The following is a 19,565-nucleotide window of genomic DNA, read 5'->3' on the forward strand; positions in this document are numbered from 1 at the left end:
CATGGCCGATACCACAACCCCAACCCAGGCAAACCTCCAGTCAGGAGACGGCTACGGGACCCCGACCCCAGACGACACAGGAGGCGACTGGACAGCCGGCCAATCAGGGACGGGCGACACAAAATGGTGGACCGGAGACGCCGAGACGGCGACGGTGAACAACTGGTCTGAATACATCGATACCATCAGCGACTTACGGATGGAAGTCGATGTAAGCGGAACGGACGATTTACCTAGGTGGTCCAATGGGAGCGTGAACTACTCCTTCGGCAGCAAAGATGGTGAATTATCCATTGACAGTGGCACCCAATGGATGGATTGGAATGATTCCCAAAGAGGTGCAGGCGATGGATATCCAATGCCAATGGCTACTAGCGCCTATGACATCAATAATCGTCTAAAAGGTGTAGTCCAGCAATACTCCAACGGTGCTACCTGGGTTGGAGGTGAGAGCGTTTTCTTGAATATTGACCCGAATGAGGTCAGGATTGATAATTTTGGCCTACATGAACGTATGGAGGCAAACATAAACAATGATTTTCCTGGCCAGGCGAAAGATTTTTTAAGAGAGAGTCCAGATGTCCAAATAGAATTAACATCAGATTTCATAGACGGCTTAACTGAATACGCGGGCCAAGATTTCAATGATAGCTACAAGCAAATTGGCTGGGCAGAGGGTCCCACTGGTACTCGCGAGATCAGCCTGGATGTCTTAGTCGACTCATCACTAACTAAAGAAGAAAAATATAATTATCTTCAAGAAAAGCTAGATATTAATCTAGAGATAGATGCCAATGTGCTGGGCGTAAGGCATGGAAGTATGTCATGGGATGGCAGAACAAGTGATGGCCACAATCCTGGAATGTACTTCCACTTGAACGTTGGCGACAACGAGAACAACGACTGGTCATCAGGGACATCCGGAAGCGGTGGACCTGGTGGTGGTTGGCATCCAACGGATGACTTGAACAGGTACCGAGATGCCCTTAGTACAACAACTGACGGAACAACTGTTGTTGAATACGCGATTGGTGACTGGTCTGTCTCAGATCTGATTGGCAGAGCAGGACGTTACTTCGATGACTATGGACAAAACGACGGTTTCGAAACAACCATCAATTTCGAAGCCAGAAGCATGTATATGGGATCATTTTTATCTGATGAGATGAACCTACATGTGGATAGAGGTGATCTAACTGCACCTGGATTTAAGTTGGTTGGCTCATTAGAGTCCTACGAACTTGCCGCAGGAGGAGGGGAAGATGGCTTCAGCTTTGATTTCAGTTCACCTGGTGACACTGCTTTTGATTTTGGATTTGACACTCACGTAGATGTTTTTGATTTAGTTGATAGGGGCACTTTTAAAGAGCTAGTAGATATTGACCTTGGATCCATCATTGATGGCTACACAGACTCAGCATCAGGCCATGCATATGTTGGTGTTAATTATAATTTTACTGTTGAAGGAAGAGACGATTACAGCAGGAATGGTCATGTGAGCGCCAACTCCGATAGTAATTACAACTTAAAAGACGCTTACTTCGACACCAGAGCATTAGCAGACATACGAGACCAAAATAAGGAACTCATTGGCACAGATACTGTTGTTTACGCCGATGCAACCAGCCTTCATACTGGAATTTACTATCGGGAGGATGGGATTGAGGCCAATGCGAATTGGAATTTAAACCAAGCGACTGGCGGGTGGGAGAATAATCACAACCACGGTTGGGGAAATGTTGATTTAAACTCTGTTTTTAGTCAGATCATAGATACAAATAATCTACACTTTAAGATCGAGAATCTATTCACTGATGACTTACCTGATGTATCAATCTCTTCTGTTAGAGCAACCTTAAATGGTTTTGGTGACGTCTACCAAGGAGATGCAGCAGCAGCCTTCACCTACCAGCTATTTGAGGCTAATTCCAATACTGCCCTTGATCAACTTGGTGTTTTAGGTCAAACCGTAGGCAATCAACGCTTCGGCGGTATTGATTACAGCAAGCGTTATGAACTTCAGGTCACTGGTGAAACTCTCGCCGATAATTACAGCCTAGAAGGTGCTGACATCACCATTGCCTTTGATCCAGTTATCTTCAAAAATATTACAGCTGAAGACATTCAAATTGGCAAAAACTTCAATGTTGCTAATGCCGTTGAGATTGATAACGAAGCTGGAACCATCCGAATTGCAGCGGCAAGCCTTGGTGATCTTGGAGAAGGTTCTCCCATTACCAATGAAACCGTTCTCGCTTCGATTGCTCTCGACTTCGATGAGCAGAGCCTTGCAAATCCAGCTCCTGGTGAAAGTGAATACAACAATGCCGATGGAAGTCTATTTGTAAGTCCTCTCACATTTAATATCACAGCCAACCAGGAAGAAACCGTCTTCTCACGTAAGTTCAACGATGGAACTGGTTTCACCAATAGAGAAATCAGCAGCCTTAGTGATCTCGGTGGAGCAATTGCCGTTGAGGGGCAAGACGTCACCCTCTATCAAGCATTGATCAATATTGAGGAGCAAGGTGATGGCCTCATCATTGGTACTGATCGTGTGATTGGTAGTGATGCAACGTTCACCAATCTCATCCGCTCTGGTGACACCGTTTCGGCAACATCAGAATGGCTCAATGTCGGCAATACCGATAGCAATAACCTCGTAGTCTCTGCCTACGGCAATGCCAATGCCGAACTTGTCGGCCATAGCTTTGTCGATGGCAAGACTTCACTCAATAGTGGCAACTTTAAAAATGGTGTGTTTATAGAAGATGATCGCGAATCAACCAAGCTTGTTGCTGATATCAAAGTGACTGGTGATGCTGGCAAGGTCGTTGATCTTGCTGATGGCATTCTCAGCATCACGGCAGATGACTCTGATGTCTTTATCAATGAAAAAGGCTCCAGCAACCTGATCACCTATCAAGGTGACCTCAACTACGACGGCCGGGTCTCAATGAAAGACCTCGCTTACCTCAACGCTGGTGCAGCAAGGCAACAAAGCACCTCGCAGAACACTGGGGAAGACCTTGATAACAATGGTGTTGTTGATGCCAGCGTTGCCCACGACGTTGATGCCGACTTCAACGGCAAGATTGATCTAGCTGATCTATCTGTACTTGACGCTGACTGGGGTAAATCACTGCACGACGGCGATCAAAACTTTGTTGGATCCGGTGATGTCTCTTGGAACGAGCTTGATAGCCAAGGCACAACAGGTGATGCAGCCTGGGATAACGACTCCTTTAAAAATCAAAATGCCATCGAGGCCTCCAGCGACTACGTCAGCTCCCTTGAAGCTCCTGGTACTTCAGGGGTGATCGGCGCTGATGGCAACGAAGATGCCAACGACAATGACATGCAAGGCGATGTCTTCCAAGATCCGCTAACTCTTTGAATTTAAGATCGAGCAACTCAGATCACAAGATATCCAAGACAATCAATTGATATACATAATCAATAAAAAATATAGTAGATGGCAATCAAGTCATTGCACTAAGTGATTATTTAGCAATTATCGCCCTGCAGCAATAAACACCACATCCCGCTTGACCATCTTTAATACAATAAATACTAAAAAGAAGAGAGCAGAGAATATGATCCAATCAAACTAATCATCAACTTTTTCAAAGCACTCCGCCAACCAATCAAGCTCTAGAGATATGGCTAAAAGAAAGCGCTCAAAAGCTTTCCATCCATTCTCAATAATCACTGAATCATCAGAATAAAGCTCATGAAACCACGCCATGAGGAAGAAAGCATCTCTCATCGTGCCACGAAGCAATCGAGGAACCAATTGCTTATGCAAAGCCTCTGGAATCTGTAAACACCTTGAAGCAGTCATTCGCAAATCTCCATTAGCAAGAGAAGGGGCTTCACTTGCTAGAGCAAACCAACTCTTCAACCAATGCTTTGCTTGAAGATCAACGATCATAGTATCGTCAACATCTTGCTCAATAACCTGATCAGATGGGAGGCAAATTCTTGATAGCAAGTTCTCTAAATAGTCTTGAGAACTTGGATCTAACAATTGATCCAACAAGTCAGCATGACCCGCCTCAGCAAATGGGATTTTTATTCCATTGCTTAAATTAATCACTGAACAACTAGTTGACAAAGAATTATAGGCTGACACCATATAATTCAACTGCAGCCTCATTTCATGGTTGGTCCAAGCATAACTTGAGAGGTTGCCAGCCACTCTCAAATCGAAATCTCTTGCAGAGTCCCCAATCGCATTCCTAGAGCGAACCAGCGATCTATCAGCAGAACCAAGATCACAGCCACAAAGAAATAACTTCTGCGGTTTGACTAACATGCAAAAAGAGAATGCTGCTGATAGACACTGGGGTCCTTCATTATCCAAAACAGCCTGCTCTGCTCCTACAAAAGCAGCGACTGGACTCTGGCCACCGCGAAAATAATAAATACATTCTCGATACAAATCCTTCAGCTGTGTATCTATCGATGTTGGAACCACTCCAATCGTATGTTTCAAACGAGTCAAACCATTAGCCCGCACATAATCTGTATATAGCTTTGTTAGTTCATGATTAGCATCTCCACGCTCTACATGAACATGAAAATGAGGCTGAATACCCCATTCAAGCAATGTGCCAAGACTACTGCCAGCAGAAACAATAAGAGCCTTGCCCACATTGCGAACAAGATACTCACGACAACGATCCAATGATGGACCAGAAGCCACCAAGATGATTGGTGCGGAGACGTTCTCTCTAGGGAGTTCTCTCACAAGCAAATTCCTTGCTTCGGCAAGGTTTTGACGGCTACGGCGCAACATATTCAACTCATCCACAAAAGGTCCGCCAGTTTGAGGTCGCAAAGACCTACCAAAATCCTGCTGAAGAGAAGCGAAAGCCTCGCTAAATCGATCTCCTGCCTGACACTGAACCAAGCGACATGAACCTACGCAACCCAAATAACGATGATGCAATAACTGTGTAAGCTTTTGCCTGCTATTACTCAGCAAAAACCACTCTAATTCCCCAGAATTAGAGTGCAACTCAGTAATAATCGACGCAAGCTTGCCCGTATCAAGAAGTGGCTCCAGGTCAGTAATTACATTGAGAAATAACACGATTTTACGAGGTTTCCAGTAAGAAATCTCCCTTTCAAGCCAAGCGATCGATGGAGGAGCACCAAGCAATATCAAAAGCGCCACATCGGCTTGTTTATTTATATTTTTAGAATCATCATTACCTTGATGATTTGGCTTAAGAAGCTGTAGCTCACTCAGAAGGTATCGAAAATGACAATCCGAATCTTGATGCCCTTCATGACCAGTTAACGACATTTCTTCTTTGCTGATATCCCTGGCTTGGCTGACAGGCAAAACAGAGCTAACGGCTTGATATACACCCATAGGCAAGCGACCTTGCCAAAGATCAGATGTGCCTCTCAAGGCCACCATTGAAATAGCCATATATTTCTCTATTCGAATCGGATGGCTAGGTCTTGTCTGTTTGAGGCCATCCTCTAGATCAATGGCAAGCTTAGGAGCCACACTCCTCAAAGCCTTAATATTTTCGCCTTGTTTTGCCAATACCTGCAAAGCCCCTTCTATATGCCAACAACTCAATTTACAAGATAATTTTTCTCAAAAATGGTAACCGAAGGAGGCGTTATGCATTTTACGCATAAAAGACCCCTTCTTATGCACAAAATGCAATCGAGGCCTCCAACGACTACGTCAGCTCCTTTGAAGCTCCTGGTACTTCAGGGGTAATCGGCGCTGATGGCAACGAAAATGCCAACGATAATGACATGCAAGGAGATACCTTCCAAGATGCGTTCACTCTTTGAATTTAAGATCGGGCAAATCAGATCACAAGACATCGAAGACAATCAATTGATATACATAATCAATAAAAAATAGCAGGCATAGGTCAATGGATAGAGCACTCACAGTTCGGTAAAATTAGTGTCATCAATCATGGAATTAACTTGGACCTTTGCCCTTGATGAATGGCTGGCCTTTTACAAGGGGCTTAGAATGACTGAAATGGGATAGAATAGAAAAGATGAGGAAGAATAAGAAACTCCATGGCCGACAACACAAGAAGCAACCACAGCTTGGCCAATGAGCTCAAAGAGCAAGCCGGCAGAGTATCAATACCTACTATCTTAGTAAAGCTCAACCTAGAAAAAACCAATATAAATCTCCATGCTTTCACAATTCTCAAGAAAGAATTCTGGTGCTCTCAAGCAAAGCTTACCAACCCTCTCCCTACAAAAAGAAAAACATATCGATGCCATCCAAACCATGATTATCAACCAATAAATTTATCAATCTCATAGGTCGATAAAATTGACAGACAAGCAGCCCACCTTAGGTTTTTGGTCATCCGATCCAATCGATGACAACATAGAAGCTGCTCATACGTCATTGGCCACTCCAGAGCTTCCATACGACTATGCAAGCGATGTACATACAATCGGTTCAACATCGGTTGATCTAGATAGCAACAGTGAGACAACTCAAGATTTAAACGCAAATAATTCTATAGCCCTTGATCATAATAATATTGACATCAGTGTTCAGGCTTTAGCAGGCGAGGTTCCAGGGCTGATAATTGACAATTCAAACCACTCTACTCCCTGGGATTCTCAGCCAATCCTAAACGGAGAGAAAGCTGAAAATAGCTACTATGACTCCATAGACAATGACCAGATTGATCTAAAGGCCCTGGAGAAAGTGCCCTTCGATGACACGCTCCATGAACTCAAGAACAATACAAATGGGAGCCAAGCTGCAACACCTTCAGACGCTGTCTCGGGATTATTTATCAGCAATGAGCCTCAGGCACTCCCAATTGTTTCCAACAATCTTCCGCCTCTCTTAGGGGATGATTTTGCCAACGATCCGCTACTGGTCTACAAGGAGTTAGACATCCAAAGCTCAGAGTCAGAAGACATAGATATCAAAGTAAATGGAGAGAATGACTCTACTAGCGAGATCCTAAAGAAGGCTTATTCACAACAAAGTCCTATCATTGATGGCAGCGGGTTTATCAATAATTCCTTACTGACCTACAAAGAGATAGGAGTGGTTGATAACGAATCAGGGCAAAGTAGTCTGCGGGAAGATGTTGAAATCATCGAGCCAAGTTCAGGCAATGACGTCATCAGCCTCATAGAGCCGGATCCTCAAAAGATTGTCGATTTTGGCGATGGGCGAGATCAAGCAATTGTGTCATCCAAAGGCCTTACGCCTGATGTAGACCCCTATCTCAACCTCGAATCTCTAGTTTGGTATCCGCTCACAGAAGAAGGAGCTTCTCGGCTTCAGGAAGATGGCAGCCCGCTGAGCATTCCTTTTACTGTGAAGGAGTGGCTGGAAGACAGAACAACACTTCTGCCTTTAGGCAACTACCCGCCACCAGTTGATGAAGACGCTGGCCTCGACTGGCATCTAGCCTCCTTTACACTCCCAGGAGAAACCGCAGCGCCCCTCCCAGACTGGTTGCAGCTGGTGAGTCTTGACCCCACACCTGAATTAGTCGGCCAAGGCAGAGTTGTTATCAGTCAAAAATTTGCTGCCGATGCTTCAGACCCTCAAAAACAATGGCTAGAAATCCATGTTCACGATGGTCGCTCAAATGGGAAGGGGCTGGTGGGCCTGGAGCTCAATCTCGACTGGAAAGCCTCAGCACTGGAACTGATCCCAGAAGAACTCGACGTTGACAAAGTTTTTGAACGTGATCATCTGCCGCTTTTTCAGAACACCGGCAAAACAAACACTCTTGAGACCGAATCCACAACACAATCTCCAAGGGAAGCCCTTATAGGACTAGGCGCTGCAGCCCTTCCGAATGGTGGACAAGGGAAGCCACTGGGCTACCTAAAGGGCGAAACGCCACAAACCCTATTTGCACGCCTGGCCTTCCGAACTGAAGACCCGTCTCAGAATCCTGATGTTCAACTGGAAGCCACACTCTTACCAGCAGCAGCAGGCATTGCTATAGAAGCAGGCGACCTGCTGATTCTTGATGAACGCAGTCCAAAGGTCTGGGCAGTTCAGGCCAAACCTGATCAAGAGCAAGTTGGCAGCCATGCCTTTACTCTTCGCCGGGGGGAAGGTGAGAGCGCCAAGGTTGGCCATCTAGCCGTAGCAGTAAGGGAAGTCAATGATCCACCAGAGCCAATAGCTGCTAGTGAGCTTCAACAAGACTCTTTACATCAGGAGCTACTTCAAGACCAACAACTTAGTCACGATCTGCGTAATCTTTTCCGCGACCAAGATGATGCAAACCTCGAATATTCATTAGTCGATGGCCCTAAATGGCTGCAGGTAGATCCACAAACTGGTGAGCTAAGTGGCATACCAGCCAATGCTGATGTTGGGGGCTTTAATATCACTGTTATGGCCGATGATGGCCGAGGGGGTAGCGCTCAACAAAAGCTGATTATTGACGTCGAAAACGTCAATGATTCTCCACAAGTTGGTGTTTCTATTGCTTTACCAAACCTCATCCAGGGGCAAAGCTTCACCTATCGACTTCCCGAAGGAACCTTCAACGACCCAGACCTAACAATCGATCCTGATGAACGATTGCACTATGAACTGATAGCAGCGCAAGGGCAGGAAGAAGTTCCCTCCTGGGTTCAAATCAATGGTGAAAACGGTACCCTCACAGGAACAGCTGGACCAAAGGATGTAGGGGCTAGCAAGATGGTGGTTCGTGCCATTGATGCTGCAGGTCTGTATGCCGATCAAGCCGTGCAGCTCATGGTTGAGAACGTTAACGATGCTCCTTATAGAACATCAGCGCTGAACAACTTTCTAAAGCTACAACAGCCCACAGCGCAAGGAGAAACACCTCCGAGTGAAAATGACCCCAATGCACTTTTCACCGGGATCGAACGAACAATTGAACTAAAGCCATGGTTCAACGACCCAGACATGGGCGTAGTTGATGACGAGAGATTAAATATCCGGGTTGAACTCGACACAGGAACAGGAGAAGTAATAGATCTAGCTAATGCAGGTGAAAACCTAAACCCAGATTATGATCTTAAATGGCTGGACTGGGATCCAGACGAAGGCCTTTTGACAATCAACCCAGGACTAAATGATATCGGTCAACACATTCTTAGAGTACGCGCTAGTGATATCGAAGGTCTAGAAGCTTCAGCCATTGTTCCTCTACTTGTGCGGCACCGCAATAGTGCACCAATCTTGCAGATAACGAACCCTGATGAACTCATAGAAAACCTTCGAGGGGATGGATTCGAAGAAGCAACAGCTCTAATCTCATCCGAGAATGAAGATGGAGAAGAGCAACTTAGCGGCCTGAGGATTAACCTAGATGAAGAAAGTGAAGTAAATATTGAACTGCCTATTGGGCTCTTTAGTGATCCTGACCTGAGCATTGATCCTGCAGAGCTACTCAAACTTGAATTGCAGGGAGACAATGAGCTATTTAAGCCAACTGGTGCCAATAATAAAGCTGCCTTTGAGTTTGACCCAGCAAACTTAACGATCAAAGGTAGCACTCATGGGTTAGGGCTAACAAAAAATGGGGGGCATTGCGAATGGGAAGCAACTTTAACTGCAACAGATACAGCAGGTGAAACCACTAGTTTTGATCTAGTATTCAACCTGCAGAGAGAGGCCTCGACACCTGAAATAATTATAGAGAGTGAATCCATCAGCGCTAGCGAGGGGAGCTCAATACAATTAAAAAGTCTTATCCAGCTCTCTGTCGATGCTCGAGAGGGCGAATTGGTTCATCTAAAAATTGATCGAAAAGATTCTGATCCACAATCATTAGTGTTAATCGATTCAAAAGGCACTATTGATACGACAGATGCAAATTCCGGCATCAAGCAACGCTGGGAAATTAGCGGCAACGCAGAGGAAATCAAGGCAAGATTAGAGGAGTTACATTTTAAAGTTCCCAACAACTCTCATGCAATTGGCGACTTCACAATAGAGATTAATGTAGAAACGGAACTGGGTGAAACAGGCTTGCGATCAGATGCTGCAAACGAGATACTAGATTTTAACTTAGAACCGGAAGCCAATATTCCTTTATGGGAACAAGAGGAATCAGCAGAAGTGCCATCGGATCGCTTCTCATTCAAAGCTATTGGCGATTACATCACAGCAAGAAGTTCCGACCCAAGAGAAGTTCTAAGCTACCAAATAAAGCTACCCGAAGATCGCCCAGACCTACTAATTACTGATGCAAATGGGACAGAGTTAGGAGAGAGAGACGACGACTACTTATTCCTTAGCCCTGCAGATTGGAGCAAGGCCTTACTGCGGAGCGAAACAGGATCAGATCTCAATGCTGAATTGATTATTCAGGCGATTAGCATTGAGCCAAACAATTGGCTTCAGGCGTTATCGGAGCAGAAAGTGCTGAGTTGGCTACCAAGCCCTCTAGTGCAAGAAGATCCAGAAGTAATCATCCAACCACCAGCTGGTATTCAAAGATCAGGTGAATACAGCACTGTCTATGTGGATCTTGACCTCCCTGAAGGCACCCGCACCCTCCAGCTAAGCATATCTCTTCCCCAGGGGAGTCTCATCAATATCGAAAACGACAATAGCTCAATAATCACTCCTGAAAGCGCATCAGGCTCAACACAAGAAAAGACATATCTAATCACTATCAACAACACCGACGAACCAATTCCTAGCGATCTAGAACTTCAAATTCGCAGCGCAGAAAGTTTTAGAGGTTCATTTATTGGCAATCTGACAGCAATCGCATCAACACGAGCCGAAGTTGATACAAGCGCAGAGATAGAAGATTGGTCAGAAGAAATCAACAAAGGTTTTGCAAGCTGCGTTGAAAACATTGAATTCAGTTGGGACGTTGCACAAGTTGCTCGTAATCCCGAGTTCTCAATTGACTCCTCAAACGATCAACCTGTTCTTAACTTCAATCCAAGTCTTGGAGCCCTGCAAATACCTATTCGACGCGGTCCAAGCAGTAGTGGGATGCGAAATCGCGCTGAAACACTCACACTTGCCGTGCGAAATATACCCACAGGCTATGCACTCGCAGAGAAATCAGGTGATAGCTATAAAGCCGTAGGGGCAACCGATGCTTTTGGCACAATGACCCTTTTTACAATTCCATCCGTATCAGAGGAAAACGAAGAGGCAAATCTTTCACAATTCGAACTACTCAACAATGGCAACTTATTCCTAGTAGCAGTTGACTCTAATCCTAGCGATCTTAGCAGTGCAGAACTAAACCTCACGCTAACGGCAAGAATCAGTGACCAACCAGGGGGTGACTCAAGGTCAATACCTATCCTGGAGTCGCTCCAACTAAGTAATTTCAATGATGCGATACCTTCTCTGAATGCCAGCAAGGAACTAATTGACCCGATAATTATAGACTTGACTCGCAAAGGGTTACCCCTAACATCACTACAAAAGACAGGGAATGGCGTCAAGTTCTCGATGTTGCCCGAGGCAAGTGCAGTTCCAACCGCTTGGTTGGCAAGCAACGCAAATACAAACGAAGATCAAAAGGCTGCTTTTGTTGTCCTTAACGACACAAGCAATGACAATCCTGACGGCAATGTGACTATCACTAGTATCAAAGAGCTTTTATCAGAATACTTCCAAAGCAATAGTCGTGAAAGAAGTTTCCTTAGCGGTAGCTCTGCATTAGCAAGCCTAAATAGCAACAGCGACAAATTACTAGATGAGCAGGATTCTGCCTGGAGTAAACTACAACTCTGGTTCGATGATGGTGATGCAATCAGCCAAGCGAACGAACTGAGAAATATTGGTGATTTTCTAAGTTCTATTGATCTTGGAAGCCTAGAGACCCTAGCCGTCCAACCAGAATGGTCGGCAGGAAACTCAATATTGCGGAGCCTCAGTGGATCCAGTATCAACGACAGTGAGCCAAATTACAGTCTTTACGATGTAGGCCTGCGGATTGCACCTTCAGGCAAAGCACCTCTTGACCTGCAACTTGAAGGAGAAGAATCAAAGGATGGGAAGAAAACTAAGGTTACAAGACTAAGAATGCGCGAAAACGGTGATCCCGCCTCATTACGTTTGCTTAGCGAGAACAGCAATAATTGGGTAGAAAGCGGGTTAGATACTCTCACATTAGTTCGTCTTGCAGGTTTACCAAATAACATCGTGCCCTCTCTTGGAGTACGTGATGCTCGTGGTGACTGGTTATTTACCTGGTCTGACCTCACTGCTAATGGGGGCAAACTTGAACTAATACCAGACCCAAATTGGAGTGGGAATGTAAATTTGCAAGTGCTAATGAGTCAATTGCAGGCTGATGGCTCACTCCAGAGCTCAGCACTTACTAATCTGGCTTTAGATGTAATAAGTGAGGCAGATAAGCCACTGCTGCAACTCAGCAACGTGATCATCAATGAAGACCAATCACTAGCACTAAACAAGTTGCTTCAAAAAGCCGAACTTTTAGATAAAGATGGCTCAGAAGTCCTCCATTTTGAATTAAGTGAACTTCCTGCTGGCATAAAGATTCAGAGCTCTAATGATGGAGTGACAAGCAAAGTTATTAAACCAGAGGCAGGAGTCTATCGATTCAGCACTGCTGAAATCAAAGACCTAACGCTTGTGCCTCCAAAAGATTTTTCGGGGAGCCTTCAATTCCAATGGCAGGCCGTCGCAACTGAATCCTCAAATAATGACAAGGCGGTAAACAGCCAAAAAGCACTGATCACAATTCGAGCAGTCTCAGACTCACCAGATCAGATCATCGGGAAAGCATCATCCCTCCCATTACAAGAAGGTGGAAGCCTTGCCTTGAGAAATCTAATCAATCAACCAGATGCAACAAAAGGCCTTACAGATAGTGACGGCTCAGAGCAACTGCGCCTCGAATTCGTAGTTCCAGCAGGGCTGACGATCGAACAACCAAATAACAAAAGCTGGTTACCGATAAGCTCGACAACAAGTGGCGGGAAAAAAATCATAGTTATTAAAGCCAAAGATCTACAGACGTTGAACCTTGTCGACAAGGGACTAGGAGAAGTAGAAGAAATGAAGTTCTCCGTTACGCGCATAAGTAGAGAAATCAGCAATGGGAACCTTGCTAGAAGTGAAACAACTGAACTCAGCATTCCGTTCGCAAGAAATGCACGTAAGGCAAGTGTCACACTCCTCGAGCAGCCCAAAACTCTTGAAGATTCAGATGGCGTAAAATTGCTTGATTTAATCAAAGCAGAGGCTGCCAATTCAAGGGATTCTCTTAGTTACAAAATTTCCAACCTGTCTAAAGGACTAACCATTATAAATCCTAACAAGGAAACCCAGATCTTTGATGAACAAAATAAAGAACTTACCATCACATCAGCGGATGGCTGGCTGCTAAAAACAGAAGCAAACTTAGCTGGCAACTTTGGCTTTGATTTGAAAATAGTTAGCCACCCACCTGGAGCTGGCAATACAGCAACTACATCAACAATCCGTAGAAGTATTAAAGTAACAGCAGTAGCTGAAAAGCCAGTACTAAATATTAGCAATAGCTCAGGCTCTCCTCTAAGTATTGAAGCCAATGGATGGCTGCAGATCGATAAACTACTTCAGCCAAAGATAACATCTTCTGACAAAGATGGGTCGGAGAAATTAAGCCTGATTATTGGATCTGTTAATACAAATAACGAACTAGTCAATCTACCATCACAGGCACAACTTAATAGTTCTGCAAGGCAATTGGGAGATGGACGCTGGGAAGTACAGGCCATCGATGTTGATGGCCTGAGCCTTTATCTGGGCGAAATTGACGAAGAACTGAGCCTCTCTATAGCAGCTCGTTCAACTGATGGTGATGACATAGCTATGAGCGAGGTGTCGGTGGTCAAGGTTGCTGCCAATGCGAAAGTCCGTGTACCACTACTTGAGATCCGTGGGGTTATGGAGGGGCTGGAAGATGTACCAATCCCGTTACTCTCAAAACTAGAGGGAGTAATCGATGCAAAGTTAAGGGGAAGTGGTGCTGGTCAAACACTTGAGCTTGGAATCACGAGCCTACCTAAAGACTCAAAACTTGTAAACCTGAAAGGCAAAGATTCTAATGGTGTGGCGTTATTTAGTGCACCTCTAAACCTAGACGAAGAAGGCAATCTCACCTCAAGTCTAAAACTACCCTATGTGCAGTGGGGGCAAGTTCACTGGCAAGGAGCAGCAGACAAGTCGGGAACATTCACATTCAAAGTACAAGCATCGAGTGTAGGGAGCGATGGGAGAACAATGAGTAGTAAGATCGTAGACACGAAAATCATCCTGACTCCAGTTAATGACAAGCCGAGAATCACTGTATCCAGTGATTTAAACGGAGTCAAAGAAGGTGATCAGGGAGAATGGAATCTTAGATCAAGATTCGTCGATATAGACAACGACACAAGTGAGCTTAAAATCGATGCACGACTAATCAATGAAAATGGCAAGAAAGTGTCTCTGCCTACTTGGATGAGTCTAAGTACAAATGGAGTTCTGAGTGGCAAACCAACCAACAGCGATGTTGGGATGTTGAAAATTGAAATCACTGCCACCGATCCACTAGGGCAAGCAGAGTCACAACGTGTAAGCTTAGAAGTTGGAGACCTGAACGCAGAACCTGTTTTCAACCCAAATGCATTTAGTGGATGGGAAGCCAAAACAGAAAACCAACTTACAACATATAGCCGCAAGTTAGACCTACGAGAAAAACACTCGATCAAGCTAAGCGAAGCCTTTACCGACGAAGACATTATCAATGGTGACAAACTAAAGCACGTAATTAGCACTGATGGACTCAATTGGAGTGAAAGAATCAAAGACTTGGCCCAAATAAAGAATGATGAGCTGATAATTGAAGCCACGAGCAAAGATCGCCTCGGCAAGCAGCAGATACAACTCCGTACAAGTGATCAAATGGGGGCAACCCTTACCAAGAAAATGGAAGTTACGATAAGGAACATAAATGATGCTCCTATTGTCAATAGAGAAACAGCAACCATGTTGCGGACCGGCTTATGGCAAGAGTCAATTGATCTAGATCAAGGTCAGAAAGAATGGAAAGTGAACCTAGAAGGTCTATTTAGTGACGCTGATGTTGGAGATAGAATAGATCAAATAGCACCAACGGACTTGCCAGCATGGTTAACGTATAAATCATCATCAACAGGCACAGGTGGCATACTAAGCGGAACTCCTGGCAACGATGATGTTGGATTAATTGCCATGCAATGGCAAGCTGTTGACAATCGTGGAGATACAGCTACTTACAAAATCAAACTTGAAGTGAATAACATCAACGACACACCAGTCACCATAAGCAATCCAGACTTATCAGGCTTAGGAGCAGTAGAGAGTGGCGTTCCCTCTGTGAATGAAGATGGTTACGCACGATTAGATCTTAATAATCTATTCATAGATCCAGATGGCAAGTACGGAGATGTTCTCAGCTACGAGATAACAAAGGTAGTAAATAAAGTTAAAAATGAAGAAGTTGATGTTGATTGGCTGGGGCTAGCATATCGTAGTTCAGTGGCACCAGATTCAACCAATAAGCTATTAATTGAGCCAAAGTTTTATGCTATCAATCAAAATGGTTCTCAAGGCAATATAATCGAAGCAGACAAACTTGGCAAACTGCCATCAGGAACAAAGCTAAAAGTAGTCGTAGAAGCGACTGACAAGCGGCCAAGTCAGGCAGATCTATTTCCAGGATTGATCGTAGCCGACATGGATATCACCTGGAACTCTGCACTTAAATTGATAAAAGGTAGCGCAAGCATTACCGATAAACTTACATTCCAACCTTCTATCGTGGAGGGAAAGGGAGGCCTTAGATTCCAGGCAGGTTCAACTGCTGGCTATGGTGGTGCACGTGTTGGTGTAACCAAATCAGAAAACAGTGAGGCATGGCTACCTGCCACCGATCAGCTCGTAAGCTTTGAGGCAATACTAGATGACCCGTCTAAAAATATTCTTGTTGGAGTCAATGTAGGGGAAGGACCAAACAGAGAGGGCCTATGGGGTCTCAATAGAGAGCAATTTAACAATAAGAACAGTGTCATCCACTCCTTCGCAAGCAAGTCAGGTGCAGACGTAGAGATTCTTGCGCCTGAAAATGCTGAGGTAGGTAACTTTGTTATTACAATTACATCCACAGATCTCGCAGGCGAAAAAACAAGTGCAGATGTTCCACTAACCATTCTCAATACGAATGACTCACCTATTATTGTTGGTCATGATAATCTCTCCACATGGTTAGCCACCAAAGAGCAAGCGAAGATCCTGGAAGGCAAAAAGATTGATAGTCCATTAATCAAATTATTCAATGACCCAGATCTGGTCCATGGTGACAAACTAAGCATCAGACTGGTACCAGGGGAAAACAATGCTGAAGTCAAAGACTTCAAACTAGCTAATAGCATTGTGGTATCTGCAAAGAACAATGGAGAAATCAACCTAGAGTTAACTCCACCTCCAGGGTTGACGAGCGAAGTTATACAGCAATTCCGGCTTGAGGTAAAAGACCAAGAAGGAGTGTCCAAAAACACTGATTGGTTATCAGTATTATTTACACCTGCATCAGAGCCAACAATACTAAGACGGGGTGAACAGCAAAAAGAGTTGCAGAAGTATGAACTAGGGAATACAGCAAAGAAAAATCTAAGTCTTGATTTAGGAGCTGCCCTTGCTATCAATGCACTAGAGCTCAACGATAAACAAGGTGACGAAGCCTTGCTCTATCTACAAATGTTCTCATCAAGTGTTGAGATCAATCTAGAAGGATCGGAAAAACAAGATTTCTTCGTGATGAATAAAGGCACAAATCATTCGACAGCAACTATTGATTTAGGTCGTCTTCAGGAATTAACTGGTGAAGGGTATGGAAGTTTAGATAGAGTCAAGCTATCGATAGCTCCTAATGAGCTAGGCCTAATACCACGTGAATTGAGCCCAAAACTGGTCGCAGGACTACCTATAAAGATATGGACAGAAACACACGTAAAGAATGATGCTGCGGGAGAATTATTTGGATCTAAGAGTAGTGATCAGTCGACAATATGGATACCTATTGACAATAGCGCACCTGTCTTCAAGAGCGCCAGTACAACAATGATCAATGAGAACTTATTCAGCGAAGATATGACCAAAAAAGACAGAACACTGTTCTCTCTTTCAGAACAGTTCATTGATTTAGATAAAGAAGACAAAGCTTCATGGAGCATGAAGGTGCCCCGATCCCTGAGAGGCCTCATAGAACTAGACAAGCTGACAGGTAAAGTTCTCCTGGCAGAGGATGTGAAACAGTTAAAGGATCTACCCTCTGGGAATCATCGCATTGTTGTTCGACAGACAGATAGCTCAGGAGAGATCGGAGACGCAAGCGGAATTGGCAGTGGCGTATTAAGAATTAATGTGAGTAATGGCAATGGTTCTGAACAAACGATACAAGGCCTCGACTTGATTTCGCGCGGCAGCAGCAGTGAAATCAAAGGTATATTCAACAAACAGGTTGAAGATCTAAAAGATTCTGAAAAGCAAGTTGTGCAAATATTTGAACGTTTAAATGTTTCAGCATCAACCAGAGACAAGTTCATAGAAGAACTAGAGGAAGGCTCACTAGCCATTCTTGGAGAACCAATAGACGGAGAGCCGTTGGTTCTACTTGATGCTTCAAAGAGTCAAGGCGCATTATTGATTAATGCAGAGAAAGAAGAAGCGAGCAGTCAGTTACTAGCACAATCAGAGCAACTACTGACTGAAGAAGTTATCTCTGAGACACCAATAGGCAAGCTTGACTTCTCACTCGACACTCAAGGGAAAAGCACAAGTGTTGTACAAGTGAAACTAGAAAATGGAGGTGCTGATCTCGACGCTCTAGTAAAAACAATTGCGGATGGGACCCCTTATATTTTTAAATCAAGAAAAGAAAGCTACAATGCAAGCGAAGATGGTGAGCTAGATACCTGGCTTTCTGGACTAGACTACGGAATACATTATTATAATAGTACAGGTATTTCAAGCTCCGACGAACTAAAGATCAAAGACATCAAACTTAGATCTAGCGATAGTATTGAGAATTTGCTTGCGGATGCCAAATTCGACTTTAATCAACTAGATCAGATTGATGGGTCGGGAATTCTAATTGATCTAGATGAAGATGGGATAACTGATATCATCAGCATGTTACTTGTTGACGAGGGTTTCTTTGACACAATTAAAGATGACCCCTCAACTCTAGAGAATGAAGGGATAGGAATTATAGGAGACCCACTGATCCCTATTTCAACTTCTAAGGCCGCGGCGGTGTCTAGCACTTCTTCAGGCTCATCTGGGTACCAAACAGTATCTTCAAGCAAGCCCACAAACGAGGTTGGGGATACATCCACTACCGGCGAGGATGAAAGCGGGGAAGACAATGTTGAAGAGGTGGACAATGTTGAACAGGTAGACAATATTGAAGAGGTAGACAATGTAGATTCAGAGTCAACTGAAGAGGATGGCCAAGAGAATGCTCCAACCAATGACGATCGAGACAACGGCTTAAGTGAATCGAAAGGCCAAGCAAATTCGAATAGCTTGCAGTCGAAGATAGGATCTAACAATGCGGGTATTGATACTGGCAGAAGAATTCAAACAGCAAACCAGCTCGAAGGGAATCCATCAGTACCAACCACACCTGATTTGGCTAATACTTCCACAGATCTACAACAAGCGGATGTAGGAAATAAGGGAACCATACCATCTTCTAATGCTAATCCTTTTGAGAGCAATAAGAATTTCATGTCATCCCTTCAGGACTGGATGCAGGCAAGAAAGAATGATGCACAGGAAGTATTGAGCTCACTAATAGAGCCGTTGAATAACGAAGCTGGAATGTCAATCGCAACAATACTTGGAATAATCGTAATGCCCATTGCTGGAGAAAGGATTGCAACCAATACAGCCAAAGCAATGAACCGTGATCTACGCCTGAAACTAAGGAGGAGAGAGCCTTATTTCAATGGGAGATGGCTTATGCCTACACGTGATGGCCGACTGATTGTTATCAAAAGTGAAAGTTCCTCACTTACATTTGATGAGTCTAAAAATACTGAACAAAGTTTGCAAGAACTCACTCTTCTTCCAGGATTTGATGGCAACGGTATTTCACTACTAAGTCATGCAATCCCAATTTGTAAGAATCCTGGTAAATTTGTCAGGTCGCTAATAAGTCTACAAAAAGAGCTTACTGATGGCAGAGCCATAGACATCAACTGGGAGAACTGGATTGACGAAAACTTCTTGCCAGCAACTAATGAGGCTAACAAAGAGAATATGGTTGCCAAGAAAGCCATTGAGGAACTACTACAAATAGTGCAACATGCCATCGAGGGAGAACCTGTACTTGCTGACGTCTTAATGCTTAGCCAATTAAAAGATTGTAGTGACCAACTAGGTTTAAAAGTACAACCCAGTAAAAATGATGCAATAGATTTTCGCGAGCATAAAGCCTCGCTAATTTTAGCAAAAAAAGATATTGTCGAATAAATTTCACACAAATACTTCTCTCTCAAGCAGCTGTCCATGAGTTGCATGCCTCAAGAAG

General features: G+C 44.2%; 4 protein-coding genes. 3 read left to right on the top strand and 1 reads right to left on the bottom strand.

Annotated elements, in window-relative coordinates; genetic code table 11:
* Window position 1 precedes the first annotated feature (1 nt).
* Window positions 2-3,397, top strand: coding sequence for a hypothetical protein (locus SIB74_RS08530; RefSeq protein ID WP_413681646.1), 3,396 nt, complete (start codon window positions 2-4; stop codon window positions 3,395-3,397).
* Window positions 3,398-3,610: 213 nt separating this feature from the next.
* On the opposite strand, the gene SIB74_RS08535 is transcribed toward SIB74_RS08530, so the two are convergent.
* Window positions 3,611-5,563: a 6-hydroxymethylpterin diphosphokinase MptE-like protein gene (locus SIB74_RS08535; RefSeq protein WP_156486185.1), complete on the bottom strand. Its 1,953-nt coding sequence runs from the start codon at window positions 5,561-5,563 to the stop codon at window positions 3,611-3,613.
* 500 nt (window positions 5,564-6,063) lie between these two features.
* Between SIB74_RS08535 and SIB74_RS08540 the strand changes: the two genes are divergently transcribed.
* On the top strand, window positions 6,064-6,318 hold the full coding sequence (locus tag SIB74_RS08540) for a hypothetical protein (RefSeq protein WP_156486184.1): 255 nt from the start codon (window positions 6,064-6,066) through the stop codon (window positions 6,316-6,318).
* 10 nt (window positions 6,319-6,328) lie between these two features.
* Entirely contained in the window at window positions 6,329-19,507 is a 13,179-nt protein-coding gene (locus tag SIB74_RS08545) for a putative Ig domain-containing protein (RefSeq protein WP_063396928.1), read from the top strand.
* Window positions 19,508-19,565: the final 58 nt, after the last annotated feature.

Source organism: Prochlorococcus sp. MIT 1306, from assembly GCF_047304515.1.
Classification (GTDB): Bacteria; Cyanobacteriota; Cyanobacteriia; order PCC-6307; family Cyanobiaceae; genus Prochlorococcus; species Prochlorococcus marinus_D.

Excerpts from the sequence above, each read along its gene's own strand:
- SIB74_RS08530 (WP_413681646.1), top strand. The coding sequence starts at position 2 with ATGGCCGATACCACAACCCCAACCCAGGCAAACCTCCAGTCAGGAGAC.
- SIB74_RS08540 (WP_156486184.1), top strand. The coding sequence starts at position 6,064 with ATGGCCGACAACACAAGAAGCAACCACAGCTTGGCCAATGAGCTCAAA.